General features: G+C 65.5%; 18 protein-coding genes. 8 read left to right on the top strand and 10 right to left on the bottom strand.

All coding sequences use genetic code 11. The annotated features are described in order from the left end of the window. Positions 1–131 precede the first annotated feature (131 nt). A complete protein-coding gene (locus tag MYCSP_RS04110) occupies positions 132–2,534 on the bottom strand; it encodes a cation-translocating P-type ATPase (RefSeq protein ID WP_088413234.1) in 2,403 nt (800 codons plus the stop codon). Positions 2,535–2,618: 84 nt separating this feature from the next. Between MYCSP_RS04110 and MYCSP_RS04105 the strand changes: the two genes are divergently transcribed. Continuing rightward, positions 2,619–3,296 (top strand): class I SAM-dependent methyltransferase, encoded by a 678-nt coding sequence (locus MYCSP_RS04105; protein WP_088413233.1) that lies wholly within the window; start codon positions 2,619–2,621, stop codon positions 3,294–3,296. On the opposite strand, the gene MYCSP_RS04100 is transcribed toward MYCSP_RS04105, so the two are convergent. Continuing rightward, positions 3,293–4,393, bottom strand: a complete 1,101-nt coding sequence (locus tag MYCSP_RS04100; protein ID WP_088413232.1) for an MBL fold metallo-hydrolase — start codon at positions 4,391–4,393, stop codon at positions 3,293–3,295. The genes MYCSP_RS04105 and MYCSP_RS04100 overlap by 4 nt on opposite strands. Before the next feature lie 2 nt (positions 4,394–4,395). Beyond that, on the bottom strand, positions 4,396–5,127 hold the full coding sequence (locus tag MYCSP_RS04095) for an enoyl-CoA hydratase (RefSeq protein ID WP_083013770.1): 732 nt from the start codon (positions 5,125–5,127) through the stop codon (positions 4,396–4,398). Positions 5,128–5,142: 15 nt separating this feature from the next. Here MYCSP_RS04095 and MYCSP_RS04090 point away from each other — a divergent pair, with 15 nt between their 5' ends. Continuing rightward, positions 5,143–6,204 (top strand): NAD(P)-binding domain-containing protein, encoded by a 1,062-nt coding sequence (locus MYCSP_RS04090; RefSeq protein WP_162266194.1) that lies wholly within the window; start codon positions 5,143–5,145, stop codon positions 6,202–6,204. Here MYCSP_RS04090 and MYCSP_RS04085 read toward each other — a convergent pair. Continuing rightward, entirely contained in the window at positions 6,184–6,810 is a 627-nt protein-coding gene (locus tag MYCSP_RS04085) for a hypothetical protein (protein ID WP_070913585.1), read from the bottom strand. The genes MYCSP_RS04090 and MYCSP_RS04085 overlap by 21 nt on opposite strands. A gap of 111 nt (positions 6,811–6,921) precedes the next feature. Here MYCSP_RS04085 and MYCSP_RS04080 point away from each other — a divergent pair, with 111 nt between their 5' ends. Next, the gene (locus tag MYCSP_RS04080) at positions 6,922–7,632 is read left to right on the top strand and encodes a response regulator transcription factor (RefSeq protein ID WP_070913569.1); all 711 of its coding nucleotides are present in this window, start codon (positions 6,922–6,924) and stop codon (positions 7,630–7,632) included. Between the two features lie 75 nt (positions 7,633–7,707). Beyond that, positions 7,708–9,024, top strand: a complete 1,317-nt coding sequence (locus MYCSP_RS04075; RefSeq protein ID WP_162266308.1) for a sensor histidine kinase — start codon at positions 7,708–7,710, stop codon at positions 9,022–9,024. Between the two features lie 2 nt (positions 9,025–9,026). Here the strand turns inward: MYCSP_RS04075 and MYCSP_RS04070 are convergent, their stop codons facing one another. Genes MYCSP_RS04070 through MYCSP_RS04055 form a run of 4 tightly spaced genes read right to left on the bottom strand, consistent with a single transcriptional unit; the run spans position 9,027 to position 12,044 of the window. Next, positions 9,027–9,386 carry an FKBP-type peptidyl-prolyl cis-trans isomerase gene (locus MYCSP_RS04070; protein ID WP_070913570.1) on the bottom strand — a complete coding sequence of 120 codons (360 nt, stop codon included), beginning with the start codon at positions 9,384–9,386 and terminating at the stop codon, positions 9,027–9,029. Next, positions 9,383–10,204, bottom strand: a complete 822-nt coding sequence (locus MYCSP_RS04065) for a GntR family transcriptional regulator (RefSeq protein ID WP_088413230.1) — start codon at positions 10,202–10,204, stop codon at positions 9,383–9,385. The genes MYCSP_RS04070 and MYCSP_RS04065 overlap by 4 nt, the downstream gene beginning before the upstream one ends. A 25-nt stretch (positions 10,205–10,229) precedes the next feature. Then, positions 10,230–11,006: a 3-oxoacyl-ACP reductase FabG gene (fabG, locus tag MYCSP_RS04060; protein WP_088413229.1), complete on the bottom strand. Its 777-nt coding sequence runs from the start codon at positions 11,004–11,006 to the stop codon at positions 10,230–10,232. 21 nt (positions 11,007–11,027) lie between these two features. Next, on the bottom strand, positions 11,028–12,044 hold the full coding sequence (locus tag MYCSP_RS04055; RefSeq protein WP_070913573.1) for a phosphotransferase enzyme family protein: 1,017 nt from the start codon (positions 12,042–12,044) through the stop codon (positions 11,028–11,030). A gap of 257 nt (positions 12,045–12,301) precedes the next feature. On the opposite strand from MYCSP_RS04055, the gene MYCSP_RS04050 reads away from it, so the two are divergent. Genes MYCSP_RS04050 through MYCSP_RS04035 form a run of 4 tightly spaced genes read left to right on the top strand, consistent with a single transcriptional unit; the run spans position 12,302 to position 17,698 of the window. Continuing rightward, positions 12,302–13,849 carry an APC family permease gene (locus tag MYCSP_RS04050; RefSeq protein WP_088413228.1) on the top strand — a complete coding sequence of 516 codons (1,548 nt, stop codon included), beginning with the start codon at positions 12,302–12,304 and terminating at the stop codon, positions 13,847–13,849. Beyond that, positions 13,846–15,165 (top strand): aspartate aminotransferase family protein, encoded by a 1,320-nt coding sequence (locus MYCSP_RS04045; protein ID WP_088413227.1) that lies wholly within the window; start codon positions 13,846–13,848, stop codon positions 15,163–15,165. Before MYCSP_RS04050 ends, MYCSP_RS04045 begins: the two co-directional genes overlap by 4 nt. A 26-nt stretch (positions 15,166–15,191) precedes the next feature. Next, the gene (locus MYCSP_RS04040) at positions 15,192–16,661 is read left to right on the top strand and encodes a phytoene desaturase family protein (protein WP_088413226.1); all 1,470 of its coding nucleotides are present in this window, start codon (positions 15,192–15,194) and stop codon (positions 16,659–16,661) included. A 53-nt stretch (positions 16,662–16,714) separates the two neighbouring features. Then, positions 16,715–17,698: an LLM class F420-dependent oxidoreductase gene (locus MYCSP_RS04035; RefSeq protein WP_162266193.1), complete on the top strand. Its 984-nt coding sequence runs from the start codon at positions 16,715–16,717 to the stop codon at positions 17,696–17,698. Between the two features lie 7 nt (positions 17,699–17,705). Here MYCSP_RS04035 and MYCSP_RS04030 read toward each other — a convergent pair whose 3' ends face one another. Together MYCSP_RS04030 and MYCSP_RS04025 are read right to left on the bottom strand one after the other, a co-directional pair. Continuing rightward, complete coding sequence (locus MYCSP_RS04030; RefSeq protein ID WP_070913588.1) at positions 17,706–18,092, bottom strand: MarR family winged helix-turn-helix transcriptional regulator; 387 nt, start codon at positions 18,090–18,092, stop codon at positions 17,706–17,708. Between the two features lie 28 nt (positions 18,093–18,120). Further along, positions 18,121–19,533, bottom strand: coding sequence for a DHA2 family efflux MFS transporter permease subunit (locus MYCSP_RS04025; RefSeq protein WP_088413225.1), 1,413 nt, complete (start codon positions 19,531–19,533; stop codon positions 18,121–18,123).

Here is a 19,533-nt window from a genome sequence, read left to right as displayed (position 1 = left end):
GAGGGCATGCCACTAAGGCGAAGGTCCAATACGCGGTACACCGACCGGCGATGCCGGGGCGCCGCTTGATCTCCGCGCCAGCAAAGATAGCGAACCGCTCGTGCAGAGCGCATCCGATTTATTTCGCCGGCTCAGTCGTTCTCGGTGGCCCAGAAGTGACGGGGCTGGCCGGACCACTTGCCCTGCAACCACCACAGCGCCTCGATGACCGCGGCCGCCGCGATGCCGATGCCCAGCGCGGGTCCGGTGACCGCCAGGTTGCTCGGGTCGAGCATGAATGCCTTTCGCGCCAAGGGAATCGCGAAGATCGCCACATAGCCGAGGCCCGAAAGCGCCACCAATGCCACCCGCCACCACTGATAGGGGCGAGCGACCACCGCGAGCACCCACACCGCCGCGACGAGTTCGGTGATCAGTGCAGCGGTCGAGGCCTGGGCACTGTTGCCCGTGACGTGCAGGATCTGACGGGCCAACAGGTAGGACAGGAATGTCGCGACACCCACCGTCAGACCCGATGGGATCGCCGACAGCATCACCCGGCGTACGAATCCCGTCTGCGCGCGTTCGTTGTTCGGCGCCAGCGAGAGGATGAATGCCGGGATGCCGATGGTGAACCAGGCGGCGATGGTGACATGGATCGGCTGAAACGGGAACGGAACGGCGCCGTAGTGGAAGATCTTCGAACCCAGGCCCGCGAGTCCCACCGTCAGCGCCAGTAGCACCGAGTAGACCGTCTTGGTGAGGAACAGGTTGGAGACCCGTTCGATGTTCCCGATGACGCGACGGCCCTCGGCAACCACGTAGGGCAAAGTGGCGAACTTGTTGTCCAACAGCACGATCTGAGCCACCGCGCGTGAGGCCGAGCTGCCCGCGCCCATCGCGACACCGATGTCGGCGTCCTTGAGGGCCAGCACGTCGTTGACGCCGTCACCGGTCATCGCGACGGTGTGTCCATGCGATTGCAGCGCCTTGACCATCGCACGCTTCTGGTCGGGCCGCACCCGTCCAAAGGTGGTCGCGTCGGCCAGGGTGTCGGCCAACTTATCGGTGTCGGTAGGCAGTGTGCGCGCGTCCACCGCGGCACCGGACAGCCCGAGCGTCTGCGCCACCGCACTCACCGACACCGCGTTGTCACCCGAGATCACCTTGATCGAAACATGCTGGGAAGCAAAGTAATCAAGAGTTTCGCGGGCGTCGGGACGGATCTTCTGTTCCAGCACCACCAGCGCACGCGGTGTCACGGCACCGGGCGCGTGCTCGTGGTCGACGGGCAATTCCACCGAGGCCAGCAGCAGCACCCGCAGACCCTGGGAACCGATCTCCTCGGCGGTGGTGGCGATGGAATCGGCGGGATCCAGTAGTACGTCGGGCGCACCGATCACCCAGTTGCCGTGCTCACCGTAGGACGCGCCGCTCCACTTCTTGGCCGACGAGAATGGGGCGATCGCAGTCGATTTCCAGCCAGGCGGGGTGTCGTACGCCTCGGCGATGGCGGCGATACTCGCGTTCGGACGTGGGTCGTCGGCCGCGAGCTGGGCCAGCACCGCGAGGGCATCCTCGTCGTCACCACCGTCGGCGCTACGCACGTCCGAGAGCCGCATTCCGTTCTCGGTGAGGGTCCCGGTTTTGTCGGCACACACCGTGTCCACCCGCGCCAGCCCCTCGATGGCGGGCAGCTCCTGCACCAGGCATTGCCGCCGGCCCAGCCGAATCACGCCGACCGCGAAGGCGATTGACGTCATCAACACCAGACCCTCGGGCACCATCGGGACCAGAGCGCCGACCATGCGAAGCACTGATTCCTGCCAGCTGTCGTCGGTGGTGAACAGCTGGGTGTAGATGATCAGCGCGCCCGCGGGCAACAGCAGATAGGTGATGAACTGCAGAATCTTGTTGATGCCGTTACGGAGCTCGGAGTGCACCAGGGTGAACTTGGACGCCTCCTCGGCGAGCTTGGCCGCGTAAGCTTCCCGACCCACCTTGGTGGCCCGGTACGCGCCGCTGCCGGCCACCACGAAGCTGCCCGAAAGCACCTGGGAACCAACGGTCTTGTCGATGGCATCGGCCTCACCGGTCAGCAGCGACTCATCGATTTCGAGGGCGGCCTCCTCGATCACCTCGCCATCCACCACGATCTGGTCGCCGGGGCCCAGCTCGATGATGTCGTCGAGAACCACCTCGTTGGGCGGCAGCGCCGTGGCCACGCCGTCGCGCCGCACCAGCGGTCGGGTCTGGCCGACGATCGCGAGCTTGTCGAGTGTCTGCTTGGCGCGCAGCTCCTGGATGATGCCGACGGCGCTGTTGGCGATGATCAGCAGGCCGAATGCGCCGTTGATGATCGAACCGGTGGACAGCACGATGATGAGCAGCACGCCGAGAATCGCGTTGATTCGGGTGAACACGTTGGCTCGCACGATGTCCGACACGCTGCGCGCCGCACGGGACGGGACGTCGTTGGTCTTTCCCTGCGCTACCCGCTCAGCGACCTCGGCGGCGGTCAACCCGCTCGCGGTCAATTCCTCGATCGTTGCCACCCCTGCACAGTAGCGACCAGTGCATAGCGTCGCCGGTATGGACGCGGGTGATCCGTTCACCTTCCGGGAGTAATGTCAGGCGGTATGACATCGAATGAACTTCCGGACTGGGATGCCGCCTACCAGGGCAAGGATGAATTCTTCCAGGGCGAGCCGCCGTGGAACATCGGTGAGCCCCAGCCCGAACTCGCAGCGCTGATCGACGACGGCAAGTTCCACGGCTCGGTTCTGGACGTCGGCTGCGGCCATGCCGAGACCTCGCTGCGGCTGGCGGCACTGGGCCACATCACCGTCGGACTCGACATGTCTCCCACGGCCATCGAGGCCGCACGCGCCGCGGCGGCCGAACGCGGACTGGCCAACGCCAGCTTCGAGGTCGCCGACATCACCGACTTCTCCGGGTACGACGGGCGCTTCAACACGATCGTGGACAGCACGCTGTTCCATTCGATCCCCGTCGAGGCTCGAGACGCCTACCAGCGGTCGATCTCTCGCGCCGCCGCCCCGGACGCGTCGTACTACGTGCTGGTCTTCGCCGTGGGCGCCTTCCCACCGGGCATCGGCCCCAACGCCGTCACCGAGGACGAGTTGCGCGCGGCCGTCGAGCCTTACTGGGTGATCGACGAGCTGCGCTCGGCATTCATCCACTCCAACATTCCCGAGGTGAAACCGGACGTCGACTTCGAGATGCCCGTGTTCCACAAGGACGAGAAGGGACGCAACAAGCAGCCCGCGTTCCTGCTACAGGCGCACAAGCGCTAGGAAAAACGCCACCAACCGTCGGGGGCGGCGGGCTGCTGAGCATCGGTCCGCTGCCCCGGCCTGGGCACCACCACCGTGACGCCCTGTGCGTCGGCGGCGACGAGCACCCGCTCGATCGGCTCGGCCCATGGATGAAGGGCGAGATTGAACGTCGCCCAGTGGATGGGCAACAACGGCGCCTGGGGGGTCGCCAGGTCCAGGTGAGTCTGGACGGCCTCCTCCGGGTTCATATGAATGTCCGCCCACGATGTGTTGTAGGCGCCGACCGGCAGCAGCGTGAGATCAAACGGGCCGTAGTTGTCGCCGATCACCTTGAATGCCTTGGTGTATCCGGTGTCGCCGCCGAAGAACACCTTGTGCTTGGGGCCGGCGATGGCCCAAGAGGCCCACAGTGTGGTGTTGCGGGCCAGTGACCTACCCGAAAAGTGGCGCGCCTGAGTGCAGGTGAGTGTCAGCTTGCCGAGCTGATGGCTTTGATCCCAGTCCAGCTCGATCACCCGAGTCGGCGAGACACCCCAGCCACGCAGATGGGCGCCCACACCCAGCGGCACCACGAACACCGCGTTCTGGCTACGCGTCAGGGCGATAATCGAATCCATATCGAGGTGGTCATAGTGGTCGTGGCTGATGACCACGGCGTCCAGCGCGGGCAGCGTGGACAACTCGATCGGCACCGGGTGCTGCCGATGCGGACCCACAACACGCGAGGGCGAGCACCTATCGCTCCAGACCGGGTCGGTCAGGACGCGGTACCCGTCGACCTCGACGAGCACACTGGAGTGCCCGAACCAGGTGACCGCCAAATCGGCCGGCGGGCCCGAGAGCTCCGGTACCGCCAGCGGCACCTCGCCCTTCGGAGTACCCACACTGCGCCGGGTGATGACGTCCCAGACCACCGTGGTGGCCTCGGCATCCGGTGAAAACTGCCGTGCCGGTTCGGCGTTGTGGAAGGAGCCGCCACGATACTGCGGAGATCCCTTGGCGACCTCTGCGATGCGCTCCTTGCTGGCGCCCAGCGTCTGCGGGACGTCACGCAGGGCGCGACCGATCCACGTCGACGCAAGGGCTGCGCCGGCGCCAACCCAGAGCGCCCGCATGCTCAGGCTCCCTGAAAGTTGGGGGGACGCTTCTGGATTCGCGCGACCTGAGCCTCGATGATGTCCTGGCTGCTCCACGCCTTGTCGAACAGCTCCTTGTGCACGGGCCACTGGTCCTCGAACGCACCGTCGTCGTTGAGCACGCGCTTGGCGTGCTTGAGCGCCAGCGGCGCGAAGCCTGCGAGCTCGGCCGCCCAGGCCTGCGCGTCGGCAAGCTCACCGATGCGGTTGGCCATCCCGGTCTGGAACGCGGTCTGTGCGTCGAGCGGCTCGGCGGCCAGCAACATGCCGCGCGCACGGCCGTATCCGACCAACGAGGACAACCTCCGGATGCTCCAGTTGTCCAGCGCGATGCCATATTTGGCGACGGGGAACTGGAAGCGTGCGGTCTCGGAGACCACACGCAGATCGGCAACCATCGCCAGCATGACGCCCGCGCCGATGGCCGGGCCGTTGACGGCGGCGATGACGGGGATGTCGGCGGCATCGATGCTCTTGATCGAGTGCTGCCAGGCATCGGCGAACTTGTCGGGATCGGGAGCGCCGCTGGACAGATCGGCACCGGCGCAGAACGAGGTGCCCTGCCCGGTGACGACAATGGCGCGGGCGGTTTCCGCGGCCTTCGTGACCTCCTCGGCGAAGGCGATCGCAAGCTCGTAGGTGACCGCGTTGCGCCGTTCGGGGCGCTGCAGCTCAATGGTGGTGACGGGACCGTCGCTAGTTACACCAATCATGGCGACCACCCTAATATGGCCCGCATGACTACCGTCGCCGTGATAGGTGGCGGGCAGGCCGGGATCGCGGCGGGGTACTTCCTGCGGCGGCGCGGCCTAGAGCCCGGCAACGGATTTGTCATCCTCGATCACTCCCCCGGGCCGGGCGGGGCCTGGCAGTTCCGCTGGCCCACGTTGACACTCGACAACACCAATCGGATTTACCAGCTGCCGGGCCTGCCGTTCGACGAGACGGGCACCATCAAGGCCTCGACCGCCATGCCCAGGTACTTCGGCGAGTACGAGCACCGCTACGCCCTCGATGTCCGTCGGCCCGTGCATGTACGGACGGTCCGGTCGGTCGGGGGTGGCTTCGCGCTCGATACCTCGGCCGGCGAGTTCACCGCCGATGGGCTGATCAACGCCACCGGCACCTGGGACAAGCCATTCGTCCCGTTCGTACCGGGCGCGGCCACCTTCGGCGGACGTCAGCTGCACACCCACGACTACCGCAGCCCGGAGGAGTTCGCGGACCGGCACGTGCTGGTGGTCGGGGGCGGGGTGTCCGCGGTGCAGCTGCTGATCGAGATATCGAACGTCACCCGCACGTCCTGGGTGACTCGGCGCGAGCCGGTGTTCGTCACCGATTTCACCACCGACCGCCTCCGCGCCGCGGTGGCCGGGGTCGACGAACGCTCGCGGCGCGGGGAGCCGCAGCGATCGGTGGTCTCTGCGACGGGGCTGCCGTGGACGCCGGAGATGGCCGAGGCATCGCAGCGCGGCGTGCTCGCCCGGCGCCCCATGTTCAGCCGGATCACACCGGCCGGGGTGCAATGGCCCGACCGCAGTTCGCTGGATGTCGACGTGATCCTGTGGTGCACGGGATTCCGGCATGCACTGGATCATCTGGCACCGCTACGCCTGCGCAACAACCTCGGCGGCATCACCATGACCGGCCGGCTGCTCACGCAAGTCGCCGGACAGCCCGCCATCCACCTGTTGGGGTACGGATCCTCGGCCAGCACGATCGGCGCCAACCGGGCCTCACGTGCCGCCGTCGTCGAGCTGACGAACTATTTAGAAGGACGTGCTGCCTGAGGGTTGCAGCACGAACCCGTGCTTCTGATCACCCATGGACACCTGGCACGCGGTCAGGTTGCCCGCCCCGACAGCGCAGGTGACATTGCCGTAGGTGAGCTTCTGCCCGACGTTGAGCAGCGGCGCCTCCGGTTTGGTGCCACAGGACCAGGCGCCCTTGCTGATCTCGAAGGCACCGTCACCCTTCTGCGCGACGGTGCCCATCGGGCAGGTGCCCACACCGGGCAGGTTCACACCGCCCAGGCCCGGCACATTCGCACTCGCGCCGCCGATGCCGGGCACGTTCGGGGCGGTCTGCGCATCTCCCGGAATTCCGGGAACGGCGCCGTCGCAGCTCAAGCGCTGCCGGGAGTTCGGCGAGATGTTCGCCGACGCCCGGAACATGCAGCCGATGCCGTCGGGCGTGGAGAAGTGGATCGACCGCACCGACGAGTTCTCGTTGGTGACGAAGAATCCGTCCGGCGGCACCGCGGCGAATCCGTTGAGATCGGGGAAGGCCGGGTCGGCGTGCGCGACAACCGTACCCCCGGAAAGCAGCCCCACGCCTACTGCAGCACAAACGCCAGCAACATAGGAAACTAGCTTTACAGGAACATTCGATGACATGCGCAAGCTTTCGGTCTGGGTCGCCGGATTATCAGCTTTCATGATACTGGCGACCCACGCCGCAGCACCGGCGTCGCCAGATCGAACGTTTTGAGCACCTCATCGGGCAAGATGGCAGGCATGGTTGATGGCCAAGCTTCCCCGCGTGTACTGGTGGTCGACGACGACGCCGATGTGCTCGCCTCGCTGGAACGCGGCCTGCGGCTCTCCGGCTTCGAGGTGAACACCGCGAGCGACGGCGCCGAGGCGCTGCGCTGCGCCACCGAACACCGTCCGGACGCGATCGTGCTCGATATCAACATGCCCGTGCTCGACGGTGTCAGCGTGGTGACCGCGTTGCGCGCGATGGACAACGACGTGCCGGTCTGTGTGCTGTCGGCACGTACCTCGGTCGACGACCGGGTGGCAGGTCTGGAGGCCGGCGCCGACGACTACCTGACCAAGCCATTCGTGCTGGCCGAACTGGTGGCGCGGGTGAAGGCGCTGCTGCGCCGCCGCGGCGCGGTGGCCACCTCGTCCACCGAGACCATCACCGTCGGCCCGCTTGAGGTTGAGATTCCGGGCCGGCGTGCCCGTATCAACGGTGTCGAGGTCGACCTCACCAAGCGTGAGTTCGACCTGCTGGCGGTGCTGGCCGAACACAAGACGGCAGTGCTGTCCCGGGCCCAGCTCTTGGAACTGGTGTGGGGCTACGACTTCGCGGCGGACACCAACGTCGTCGACGTGTTCATCGGTTATCTGCGCCGCAAGCTGGAGACCAGCGGCGCGCCTCGCTTGTTGCACACTGTGCGCGGTGTCGGGTTCGTGCTGCGCTCGCAGTAGCCATCCATGACCACGCCCAGTAAGCACCGCAGCCAGCGGATCACCGACCTGGCGTACCGACTGCTGGAAAAGCCCATGCGGGTCTTTTCGTTGCGCACGCTGGTGGCTATCGCCGCGCTGGGGGTGATGGCGCTGGTGGTCACGCTCGGCGCCTGGGTCTGGGTGGGAGTCGAGGAGGACCAGCACAGCCAGCTGGACCGCCGCCTCGACTCGGTATCAAGCCTCGGCGCCGTCTCGAATCTGCTGAACTCGGTGGTGATCAGCTCCGATCAGAAGCTCGACTCCCCCGATGGCCTGGTGCTCACCACTCGCGTCGGCGGAATCACCAAGTCGATCCCCGGTGACGTCGAATTGCCGCAACTGAACCAGCCGTACGCCAACACCACCATCAACGGCGTCGAGTACCGCGTTCGCTCGTTCGTCGCCCCGGGCAACATCCCTGTCGCCGTGGGTGCGCCCATCGCCGAAACGCAGCGGCAGATCGACAGGTACCACATTCGCATCCTGGCGATCTGTGGCGGCGTGCTGGTCGGCACGGTGATCGTCGGGTGGGTCATCTCGCTCATCGTGGTCAGCCCGTTCCGCCTGCTGGCACAGCAGGCGCGGCTGATCAACGCGCAATCCAATCCCGACGACGTGAACGTGCGCGGCGTCCGCGAAGCGGTGGAGATCGCCGAGGCCGTCGAGGGCATGCTCGAGCGCATCAGCAAGGAACAGGAAAAGACCAAGGCTGCCCTCGAAACCGCGCGCGACTTCTCCGCGGTGGCTTCACACGAACTGCGCACCCCGCTCACCGCGATGCGGACCAACTTGGAGGTGCTCTCCACCCTCAACCTCAGCGACGACCAGCGCGAGGAAATCATCGAGGAAACGGTGCGCACTCAAAGTCGGGTCGAGGCAACACTTTCCGCACTGGAAAGGCTCGCCCAGGGCGATCTCACCACCGAGGAAGACCACGTGCCCGTGGACATCACCGAGCTGTTGGATCGCGCGGCGCACGATGCCGATCGCAGCTATCCAAATGTCGAGGTTTCCCTGGTTCCGTCGTCCACCATCTTGATGCTGGGGTTGCCCGCGGGACTGCGGCTGGTGATCGACAACGCCATCAAGAACGCCGTGCGCCACGGCGGCGCCAACAAGGTGCTGCTGTCCGCTACCAGCACCGTGCACGGCGTCGAGATCGCCATCGACGACAACGGCACCGGCATACCCGAGGCCGAGCGCGAGGTGGTGTTCGAGCGGTTCTCACGAGGCTCGACCGCCTCGCACTCCGGCTCTGGACTGGGACTGGCGCTGGTCGCGCAGCAGGCTGAACTCCACGGTGGCACAGCAGCTTTGGAGTCCAGCCCGTTGGGAGGCGCAAGACTGGTGCTGCGCCTCCCCGGGCACTAGCCCTAGCGCGCGCCGAGCAGGTCGATCACGAAGACCAGCGTCTTGCCCGACAGCTGGTGACCGGCACCCGCCTCGCCGTAGGCCTGGGCCGGCGGCACGGTGAGCTGACGGCGTCCGCCGACCTTCATGCCGGGAATGCCGTCCTGCCAGCCCTGGATCAGCGCGGCAAGCGGGAACTCGATGGATTCACCACGGCTCCACGAGCTGTCGAACTCCTCGCCGCTCTCGAACTCGACACCGACGTAGTGAACGTCGACGACCGATCCGGGCGTGGCCTCCGCACCGTCACCGACGGTGATGTCCTTGATGACCAATTCGGTGGGCGGCGGGCCTGGCTGAAAGTCGATCTCGGGTTTCGTCATGCCAGCAGCGTATCGTCCGGCCACCGATGAGCGGCCAGACCGCGCACCGTGCGTTCGACCTTGCCATCCATACCCCGGCTTTCTTCCGCCACCGCCGATGTCATGGTGGCGGTCAGTCGTACCCGGTCGGCCCGGAACAGGTCATAGCTGTACTCGAAGGGCCGGCCATCCTTGTGACGAGTTACTCGCGTGATGGCCAGCAAGGGGCGGCGGTGGGGCATGTCAAGCCATTCGGCCTCCCGCGGGTTTGCACTCACCACCTCGATCGTCTCGGTGGACGAGTCGGCCGTCAATCCGTAGCGCACCTGACACAGCTCGTAGAGGGATCCACCGAGAGGCTGTTCCAGCAGGTCCGGCACCAGCCCGGCGGGAAAGCACGCGGTGTCGACCGAGAGCGGCACTCCGTCGGCGTAACGAAGCCGCCGTACATCGAAAACCTCTGCTCCACCTTCGATTTCAAGTGCGGAACACTCGGCCGGGGTCGCGGAGCGCCGGGATGTGCCGAGTACCCGGGTGTCACTGGTGTGGCCGCCGATCTGTAGCCGGGTGGGCAGTCCCACAAGCTCGGCAACGTTGCGCTGCACCACATCGGCGCGCACGAAGGTGCCACCGCCCCGCCCGGTTTGCCGTTCCAGGATGCCCGCCCGACTCAACGGCACCAGTGCACTGCGCACGGTGGCGCGCGACACCGCGAACCGCTCCGCCATCTCCCGCTCGGACCCCAGCCGCGAGCCCGGGTGCAGCGTGCCCTGCGCGAGCATCGACAAGATTCGACGCCGCACGTCCTCGGCTACCGGACCGCCCTCCGACTCCTCCATCTGCTCAGTATCGCCGTAACCACACCTATGGGTTAACCGCCTCCGGCGATTCGGGTAACACCTGGCCACCGTCGATCACGATGGCCTGGCCGGTGATGTACGCGGCTTCGTCACTGGCCAGAAACGCCGCCAGATGCCCGATGTCGGTGGGACTGCCCAGCGTTCCGAGTGGAATCGAGCGTGCCATTGCGCCGATGTACTCTTCGCCCATCTCCACCAAACCCTCGGTGAGGATGTTGCCGGGCAGTATCGCGTTGACCGTGACCCGCCGCGGCGCCAGTTCGATGGCGGCGGTGCGCATGAAACCCAACTGCGCGGCCTTCGATGCCCCGTAGTGCGACCAACCCGGATAGCCGGTAACGGGTCCGGTGATGGACGACGTGAGTACGACGCGCCCGCGACCGGAGGCGGTCAATGCGTCCAGGCATGCCTGCACGGAATAGACGGTGCCCTTGACATTGACATCGAGCACCTCGGAAAGCTGTTCGGGCGTCATGGCGTCCAGTGACGCTTCCGGGAAGATTCCCGCATTGGCGGATAGCACATCGAGGCCACCAAACGCGTCGACGACGGTCCGCGCGGCCTGGACACAGGAGCCCGGGTCGGACACATCCAACCGGACCCCGATCACGTTGCCCGCACCTAGCTCATCCAATTCCGCTGATACCGAGGCGGTCTCATCCGATGATCGGGCGGCGATCGCGACGTTGGCTCCGGCGCGCGCGAACACCTCGGCAATCCCGCGCCCAATTCCCTTGCTACCACCGGTGACCAATACCGACTTCGTGGACAGATCGAACATCACATTTCCTCTCTCACCGAATCAGCCGACTCGACGACCGAAAACTGCTTCCCGCAGCCATGTTCGGTCACCGAGATATCGCTCTGCCAGACGGGCGGTACGTGCCCCGAATCCGTCGCTGACCCTCATCGCCGCATCCGCGTCGGCATGCGAGGCAATCCAGGCGGTGAGCATGACGCGGCGCAGCATCACGAAGACGGGGATCATGCCCAGATGATCATCGGAGAGCCTGCGCACACGCTGGTACCCATCGAGCCAGTCCGCCACGGCGACCTCAGCCTCCGGGGTGTCCTCCACCCACGACACCACGGCGCCGAGGTCGGCCATGAACCAGGACCAGCCACAGTCGTCGAAGTCGATGACCGTGATGTCAGATCCCGGTCGCCCCGGATCAACCATCAGATTGGATAGCCTCATGTCGGCGTGTATCAGACCGAATCGATCTGGGGTGTAACCGTATTCGGTAAGCCTTTGGCCAATGTCGCTCACCGCGGCGGCGATCGCCGTGTGGTCGCGGTTCGTCATACCGGGGGCCAGGCGCCAGTCACCCCAGCGCGCCTGCGGACCGAACATCGAGTCCAGATCCCAACGAAACCGGGTGAATTCCTGTGGCATGCGCCAGCGCTGGGCGTGGTCGTGCATGTGTGCCGTTAGTTGACCGAGCTTGCCGTACCCGACCACGCCGGAGGTTTCTTCGGCGGTGCAGCCGGGCACGAAGCCCATGGCATCGACGTGCAAGGTGTCCCCGTCAACGTGCACGGCGACCACATCCGATCCGTCTTGGGACCGCACAAGTTCCGGTGTGACCACCGGCGTCTCGGCGCGAAGTGCCCGCATCCAGGCCAGCTCCGAACGGATGGCGGGCAGCGGGTGGTACCCGGGTCGATGTACCCGCAGGACGATCGGGCGCTGGTCGTCAACGAGGTAGGTGGCGTTCTCGGAAAGGCTCAAGAGCCGCAGTGGCGTGTCCGGGGCGCGCCCGTAACTCACCAGGGCGGCTTGTGCGAACGCACTGTGATGGGGCGGCAATCCCGGCATGGGTCGAGTGTGCACCACAATCGCCGATCAAGCAGACCAAATCGGACCATTTAACGTCCACGAACCGAAATCGACTCAGATCGAAACATCGCGGAAACCAACCGGGACGATTTCCCTGATTCCCTTTCAACCAGGGCACTAAGTCAGATATAAATGACCGCGTCGCGCCAGAACAGCACCGCTGGGCTGATCGCCAGACCTCACCCGGTCATGGAGAAACAGCCAATACCAGACCAAATACGGAGAAGGGATCTTCCGTGAGCGACACCATCGACCCACCCGCCACCGCCAGCATGCAGCGACTCAAACCCAACGCCGTCGGCCTGGTCGGAGTGTTGTTCATGGCGGTCGCCACCGCTGCGCCCATCACCGCGATGGTCGGCAATGTGCCGATGGCGGTGGGATTCGGCAACGGCGCGTACGCCCCTGCGGGTTACTTGGTGGCCACCATCGTGCTCACCCTCTTCGCCATCGGCTACGCGGCCATGTCCCGGCATATCGTCGCCACAGGCGCGTTCTACGGATACATATCGCATGGCCTCGGCCGTATCGTCGGGCTGGGCTCAGGATTCCTGATCACGTTGGCTTACATGGTTTTCGAAGCGTCCCTGGTGGGAATCTTCTCATTCTTCGCCAACGACCTCTTTCACAGCTTCTTCAACGTCGACGTGCCCTGGGTGGTCTTCGCGCTGGTCATGCTGGCCACCAACGCGGTGCTCACCTACTTCGATCTGAACCTTGCCGCCCGGGTGCTGGGCATCTTTCTGGTGACCGAAATCGTGATGCTGTCCCTCCTGGCCCTCTCGGTGCTGGTCAGCGGGGGCGGGCCGCAGGGCTGGTCCTGGGGATCGCTCAACCCGCTCAACGGCTTTCACGATCTCGGCGGAGTGGTCCACGGTCCAGCCGGCTCCCTGGCAGTCGCGGGTTCTGCCGGAGTCGGGCTCTTCTTCGCGTTCTGGTCCTGGGTTGGGTTCGAGTCCAGCGCAATGTATGCCGAGGAGTCCAAGAACCCCAAAAAGATCATCCCCATCGCCATAGTGACCTCTGTCGTCGGTGTCGGAATCTTCTACGTCCTGGTCTCGTGGCTCGCCATCGTGGGCACCGGCCCCGACAATGCTGTGGCACTGGCGCAGGATTCCTCAACCGCCGGTGACATCTTCTTCGGCCCGGTACAGAGCCACTTCGGGATGTGGGCGGTCCACCTGTTCAAGGTGCTCCTGATGACGGGATCGTTCGCCTGCGGCATGGCCTTCCACAACTGCGCCGCTCGCTATCTGTATGCCATCGGCCGCGAGAACGTCATACCGGGGATGCGGCGGACCATCGGAGCCACCCACTCTGCACATGGCTCACCACACGTGGCGGGCTTCGTTCAAACCATGTTTGCCACCGCGATTGTGCTTTTCTTCGCACTGACCCATCGCGATCCCTACACCGGGCTGTACGGGCTGATGGCGCTGCTCGGTACGACGGCGATTCTGATTGTCCAGGCGCTCACCGCCTTCGCGGTGATCTCCTACTTCCATGTGCTGGGCAATCATCCAGAGACCGCGCATTGGTTCCGAACCCTGGTGGCACCGTTATTGGGCGGGCTGGGCATGATCTACGTCGTCTACCTGCTGGCCCAGCACGCCTCGTTCGCCGCCGGAACCGCGGCCAGTGACTGGGTCTTCGCCTCGATTCCCTGGGTCGTTGCTGCCACCGGAATCGGCGGCGTCACTTTGGCACTCGTCCTCAAGTACGTCGCACCCAACCGCTACGAGGACCTCGGAAGAACAGTGCTTGAGGAGGCACACGAACGATGAGCTTTTCCAACATCATGGATTCGAACAGTTATGCCGGACAGCACGAAGATCCGGACATCGAGTCACTGATCTCGGCGCGGCAACGCATGCTCGGCCCGGCCTACCGGCTGTTCTACGAACGGCCCGTCCATCTGGTACGCGGGCAGGGCAGCCATCTGTTCGATATCGAAGGCAACCGCTATCTGGACGCCTACAACAACGTGGCCAGCGTCGGCCACTGCCATCCGCACGTCGTGGACGCGGTCACCCGGCAGATGTCCACCCTCAACACGCACACTCGGTATCTCCACAACGGCATCGTCGACTACTCCGAACGTCTACTTGCCACCATGCCCGGCGCCATCGACCGGGTGATGTACGCGTGCACAGGTTCAGAGGCCAACGACCTGGCACTGCGAGTCGCCCAGAAGTACACGGGCCAAACGGGAGTCATCGTGACCAGTGACGCCTACCACGGAAACACCGCGGCGGTCACCGCCATCTCCCCGTCGCTCGGCGGAGATTCACTGGGTCCACATGTACGCACGGTCGCCGCGCCCGACAGCTATCGGACACTGCCGGCGGATCTGGCCGGCACCTTCGCCTCGGATGTATCCCGCGCCATCGAAGACTTGTGCTCGGCGGGCTACGGTTTGAGTTGCCTGGTGGTGGACACGATCTTCTCCTCGGATGGCATCTACCCCGACGCCTCGGTACTCGAACCGGCCGCCGAGGTTGTGCGCAAGGCAGGCGGTGTACTGATCGCCGACGAGGTCCAACCAGGATTCGCCCGCACCGGTGAGGCCATGTGGGGGTTCATCCGTCACGGTGTGGTGCCGGACCTGGTGACCATGGGCAAACCCATGGCCAATGGCATTCCGGTCTCGGCCATGGCGGCAACGTCCCAGGTGCTGGCCCCGTTCGCGCAGGAAGTGCCCTACTTCAACACCTTTGGCGGAAATCCCGTCTCCATGGCCGCAGCATCTGCCGTGCTGGATGTCATCGAGGATGAGAAGCTGCAGCTCCACGCCGCCGAAGTGGGCGCGATGCTGCGCACCGAGTTGCGTTCGCTGGCCTCGCGGCACGTCAGGCTCGCCGATATCCGGGGCACCGGCCTGTACACCGGAGTCGAGGTGGTGGTCGATCCCGGTTCTCGCACACCCGACCGTGCGGGAGCACTGCATATCGTGAATGCACTGCGAGACCGGCGGGTGCTGATCTCCGTATGCGGACAGGACGGTAATGTGCTGAAAATCAGACCCCCGCTGGCATTCTCGCGGACAGACGTGGATTGGTTCTGCACAGAGTTCGAGGCCGTCCTGAAGAGTATCGACTGACCGCGCGGAGGCCGTACAGTTCTCCCATGGGCGTCACCGAATCTGACACGTATGACACCGTAATCGTCGGCGGCGGGCACAACGCCCTGACCGCCGCTGCGTATCTGGCCCGCGGGGGCCAACGCGTGCTGTTGCTGGAGCGGCTCGACGTGCTGGGCGGAGCGGCGATATCTGCTCTCGCCTTCGAGGGCGTGGACGCACGACTTTCTCGATACTCGTATCTGGTGAGCCTCATGCCGCGACAGATCATCGACGACCTGGGCCTGGATGTGCGACTGGCACGTCGCAAGTACGCGTCATACACACCGGATCCTGCCGATCAGGGACGCAGCGGATTCCTTGCCACCACAGATGATTTCGCGGAATTCGGGGCACTGTGCGATTCAGTCACCCGGCCGCTGTGGGACTCGATGCTGGAACCGCTGCGACGACGCAGCGACATCCGCACCGGTGCGTGGGAGCAGCTGATCGAAACACCGATCGGCGAGGCGATCCGTGCGGCCACACCCGACGACCTGCGGCGCGGCGTCCTGCTGACCGATGCGCTGATCGGTACCTTTGCCAGTGCAGATGATCCGTCCCTGCAGCAGAACATCTGCTTTCTGTATCACCAGATGAATCCGTGGGATGTACCGATCGGCGGCATGGGTGCCGTGACCGGCTCACTGGAATCTGCGGCACGCCGACACGGCGCCGAATTGCGCACCGGGGCCGAAGTTTTGTCGATCAATCCCGACGGCGAGGTGAAATACCGCGCCGTCGGTGAGGAACACACCGTGGTGGGCGAACGTGTTCTCAGTGGAGTCAGCCCCACCGTGCTGGCTCGGCTACTCGGTGAGCCGTTGCCCCCCGGCCAGCCGGGCGCGCAGGTGAAAGTGAATCTGCTGTTGAACCGGCTGCCCCGGCTTCGCGATGAAAATGTCACGCCGGAACAGGCTTTCGGCGGCACATTCCATATCAACGAGACGTACAGCCAGTTGGAGGGTGCCTACCAAGATGCCTCGCGCGGGCAGATCCCCGATCCACTGCCCTGCGAGATCTATTGCCACTCCCTGGCCGACCCGAGCATCCTGTCTCCCGAACTGCGCGCGTCGGGGACTCAGACCTTGACGGTCTTCGGCCTGCACACCCCACACGGGCTCGATGCCACCGCCGCCCAACTGCAGGATGCGGTGCTGGCATCGCTGAACTCCGTGTTGGCCGAGCCCATCACCGATGTGGTGGCCACCGACGCGCACGGTCGGCCGTGTATCGAGACCAAGACCACCACCGACCTGGAAAATGCCCTCGGGATGACGGCGGGCAACATCTTCCACGGCGGGCTGCACTGGCCGTTCGCCGAAGACGACGAAGTGTTGGAGACCGCCGCGCAACGCTGGGGCGTGGCCACCGATCACGACCGAGTTCTGCTGTGCGGCTCAGGTTCTCGCCGAGGTGGCGGCGTATCGGGATTGGGCGGATATCACGCCGCCCGGGCGGTGTTGGAGGGGCGATAGCCGGATCCGGCAGAGAGGTTTCACGACGGACGGCGGCGGGTACGCACCCCGGCATGACGCGTTTTGGCTACACCTTGATGACAGAACAGAGCGGGCCAAAAGACCTTGTCCGCTACGCCATCGCCGCCGAGGAGGCGGGATTCGACTTCGAAGTGTCCAGCGACCACTATTCCCCGTGGCTCAGCTCGCAAGGACACGCTCCCTACGCCTGGACGGTGCTGGGCGCGGTGGCCCAGGCCACCGAGCGTGTGGACCTGGCAACCTATGTGACCTGCCCGACGATGCGCTATCACCCTGTCGTCGTCGCGCAGAAGGCAGCCACCCTGCAGATTCTCGCCGACGGACGGTTCACACTGGGCCTGGGCAGTGGCGAGAACCTCAACGAACACGTCGTCGGAGAAGGTTGGCCGACGGTACGGCGGCGCCAGGCCATGCTCCGAGAGGCAATCCAGATCATTCGCGACCTGCTCTGCGGGGAGCACGTGGACCGCAAGGGCGATTACTTCGAGGTAGATTCCGCCCGGCTATGGGACCTGCCTGACACACCGGTTCCCATCGGTGTCGCGGTATCCAGCGGCGAGACCGCGGCGAGTTTTGCACCGGTCGCCGACCACTTGATCGCGGTGGCACCGGACGCGGACATCGTGGACGGATGGCGGCAGGCACGCCGTTCAGCCGCCGCTCCGCAGGAAAGCCGGGTGATCGGCCAGCTACCCATCTGCTGGGACACCGACCGAGAGTCCGCGATCAAGCGCGCCCATGCCGAGTTTCGCTGGTTCGCGGGTGGTTGGCCGGTCAACGCCGACCTCCCGACTCCCGCTGGTTTCGCCGCCGCGACGAAGTTCGTACGGCCGGAGGACGTCGCCGAAAACATCCCCTGCGGTTCGGATTTCGGAAAAATCATCGAACAGGCGCGCGCCTACACCGAAGCGGGCTTTACCGACATCGCACTGGTGCAAGTCGGCGGCGACCACCAGGACCGCTTTCTGTCCGAAGCGGCCGAACCCCTGCTCGCAGAACTACGTACCTCGGTCTAGCCGCCGTTCAGGGGCGGGGGCCGGTTGCCCTCTGCAGGATCTCGCGCAGGGAACTCAGGTCCGCCTCGTCGAGTCCGACCAGTCCGGCCGGTGCCGGATCGTCCAGCTCGGCGATGGCCGCCATCAACCGCTGCCCCTCCTCGGTCAACGACACCCGTTTGCACCGGCGGTTGTCCGGGTCGACTCGGCGCACCACCAACCCGCGCTTCTCCAGATCGCTCACCGCCACGGTGGTGGCCGGGGCATCCAGCGCCGTGGCCTCGGCGATCCCTTTCATCGTCAGGGACTGCCGCGCAAGCCTTCTCAGGATGCGCACCCGACTGAACGGCAGCCCGGTCTGCTCGACCACCGCCCGTCGCCAGCCGTCACGGTTGTCGAGAACCAGGCTCGCCATGGCGCGCCACACCTCGTCCGCCAGCGGCCTATCCGACACGAGACACCTCTCGCCGGGCGGTGCCCTCGATAAGCGGCGCGAGTCTTTGAGCGGACCGTATCGCGGCCCCGGAGGTCGACACGATACCGAGCGTAGCGATCACCAGTCCCAGTCCCGCGCACATGAACCACAGAGCGGGTGCGCCGATCGAACCACACAGCGCCACACCGATACTCACCCCGACCTGACGGCTCGTTGAGGTGACCGCCGAGGCCGCGCCGGCGCGGTCCAGCGGCATACCGCTGACGGCGGCATTGGTGATCGGCGCGTTCACCATGGCGAACCCGGCCCCGAAGATGGCGAACGTCACCAGGAGCTCCCAGACGGGCGTCGCCCCCGAGACCCGAGTGAGCAGCATCGACGCGGTGAAGAACAGGGCGCCCGCGACCAACAACGACGGCCTCGCCCCGTACCGGCCGACCATGCGGCCTGAGATGGGCGAGAACACCACCGCCCCAAGGGCAATCGGAAGGTAGACGAGCCCGGTGTGCATCGCCGAGAAGTGGCGCTCGCCCTGGAGGTACAGCGACATCGTGAACAGGAACGCACTCCATGCCACGCACGCACATATCGCCGTCAGCGTTGCCGAGGCGAACGGGATGCTGCGAAAGAAGCGCAGGTCGATGAAGGGGTGGTGGCGCCGGGACTCGTACCGGAGGAACACCACGAACGCCACCAACGCGACGGCCAGCACGGCGGTCAGCCGGGGCGTCGCCCACCCGAGCGTGGGGCCCTCGATGAGCGTGAACACGATGCCGAACAGGAAGAGCACCGCGAGCGCCTGTCCCACGGGATCGATGTCGCGCATGGTGGCCGACTTGCTCTCCGGCACGAAGATCGCGGTCAGCGCGAAGGCGAGCGCACACACCGGCAGGTTGATCCAGAAGACGGCCCGCCAGCCCACCCATTCGATCAACAGACCGCCGACGATCGGGCCCAGCGCCATCGATATCCCCACTACCGCGCCCCAGAAGCCCAGCGCCCTGGCGCGTTCCACGCGACCGGTGAACACCTGCGAAATGATGGACAGGGCAACAGGATTGAGCATCGAACCGCCCACTGCCTGTAGCAGGCGTGCGGCGATCAGCAGTCCGACGGAGGGCGCCATGCTGCACAGCAACGAGCCCACCGCGAAGATCGACAGCCCGATGTGGAAGACCTTCCGGCGCCCGAGCCGGTCCCCCGCCGCCCCGGACAGCATGAGCAGCGATGCCAGCCCCAGGGTGTAGATGTCGATGACCCATTGCAGCTGTGAGGTGCTGGCACCGAAATCCGCCCGGATGGTCGGCAGCGCCACGTTCACGATGGTGGAGTCCATCGACACGATGAGCAGGCTCAGGCAGCAAGACCCCAGGATGATGATCTTGCGGCGCTCGCTCAACGCACCAATGGTCGCTTCCAC

This window comes from Mycobacteroides saopaulense, assembly GCF_001456355.1.
In the GTDB taxonomy this organism is placed as follows: domain Bacteria; phylum Actinomycetota; class Actinomycetes; order Mycobacteriales; family Mycobacteriaceae; genus Mycobacterium; species Mycobacterium saopaulense.
This window is presented reverse-complemented; position numbering and strand designations above follow the sequence as displayed.

Excerpts from the sequence above, each read along its gene's own strand:
- MYCSP_RS04105 (WP_088413233.1), top strand. The coding sequence starts at position 2,619 with ATGACATCGAATGAACTTCCGGACTGGGATGCCGCCTACCAGGGCAAG.
- MYCSP_RS04100 (WP_088413232.1), bottom strand. The coding sequence starts at position 4,393 with ATGCGGGCGCTCTGGGTTGGCGCCGGCGCAGCCCTTGCGTCGACGTGG.
- MYCSP_RS04095 (WP_083013770.1), bottom strand. The coding sequence starts at position 5,127 with ATGATTGGTGTAACTAGCGACGGTCCCGTCACCACCATTGAGCTGCAG.
- MYCSP_RS04090 (WP_162266194.1), top strand. The coding sequence starts at position 5,143 with ATGGCCCGCATGACTACCGTCGCCGTGATAGGTGGCGGGCAGGCCGGG.
- MYCSP_RS04085 (WP_070913585.1), bottom strand. The coding sequence starts at position 6,810 with ATGTCATCGAATGTTCCTGTAAAGCTAGTTTCCTATGTTGCTGGCGTT.
- MYCSP_RS04080 (WP_070913569.1), top strand. The coding sequence starts at position 6,922 with ATGGCAGGCATGGTTGATGGCCAAGCTTCCCCGCGTGTACTGGTGGTC.
- MYCSP_RS04075 (WP_162266308.1), top strand. The coding sequence starts at position 7,708 with ATGCGGGTCTTTTCGTTGCGCACGCTGGTGGCTATCGCCGCGCTGGGG.
- MYCSP_RS04070 (WP_070913570.1), bottom strand. The coding sequence starts at position 9,386 with ATGACGAAACCCGAGATCGACTTTCAGCCAGGCCCGCCGCCCACCGAA.
- MYCSP_RS04065 (WP_088413230.1), bottom strand. The coding sequence starts at position 10,204 with ATGGAGGAGTCGGAGGGCGGTCCGGTAGCCGAGGACGTGCGGCGTCGA.
- fabG (WP_088413229.1), bottom strand. The coding sequence starts at position 11,006 with ATGTTCGATCTGTCCACGAAGTCGGTATTGGTCACCGGTGGTAGCAAG.
- MYCSP_RS04055 (WP_070913573.1), bottom strand. The coding sequence starts at position 12,044 with ATGCCGGGATTGCCGCCCCATCACAGTGCGTTCGCACAAGCCGCCCTG.
- MYCSP_RS04045 (WP_088413227.1), top strand. The coding sequence starts at position 13,846 with ATGAGCTTTTCCAACATCATGGATTCGAACAGTTATGCCGGACAGCAC.
- MYCSP_RS04040 (WP_088413226.1), top strand. The coding sequence starts at position 15,192 with ATGGGCGTCACCGAATCTGACACGTATGACACCGTAATCGTCGGCGGC.
- MYCSP_RS04035 (WP_162266193.1), top strand. The coding sequence starts at position 16,715 with ATGACGCGTTTTGGCTACACCTTGATGACAGAACAGAGCGGGCCAAAA.
- MYCSP_RS04030 (WP_070913588.1), bottom strand. The coding sequence starts at position 18,092 with ATGGCGAGCCTGGTTCTCGACAACCGTGACGGCTGGCGACGGGCGGTG.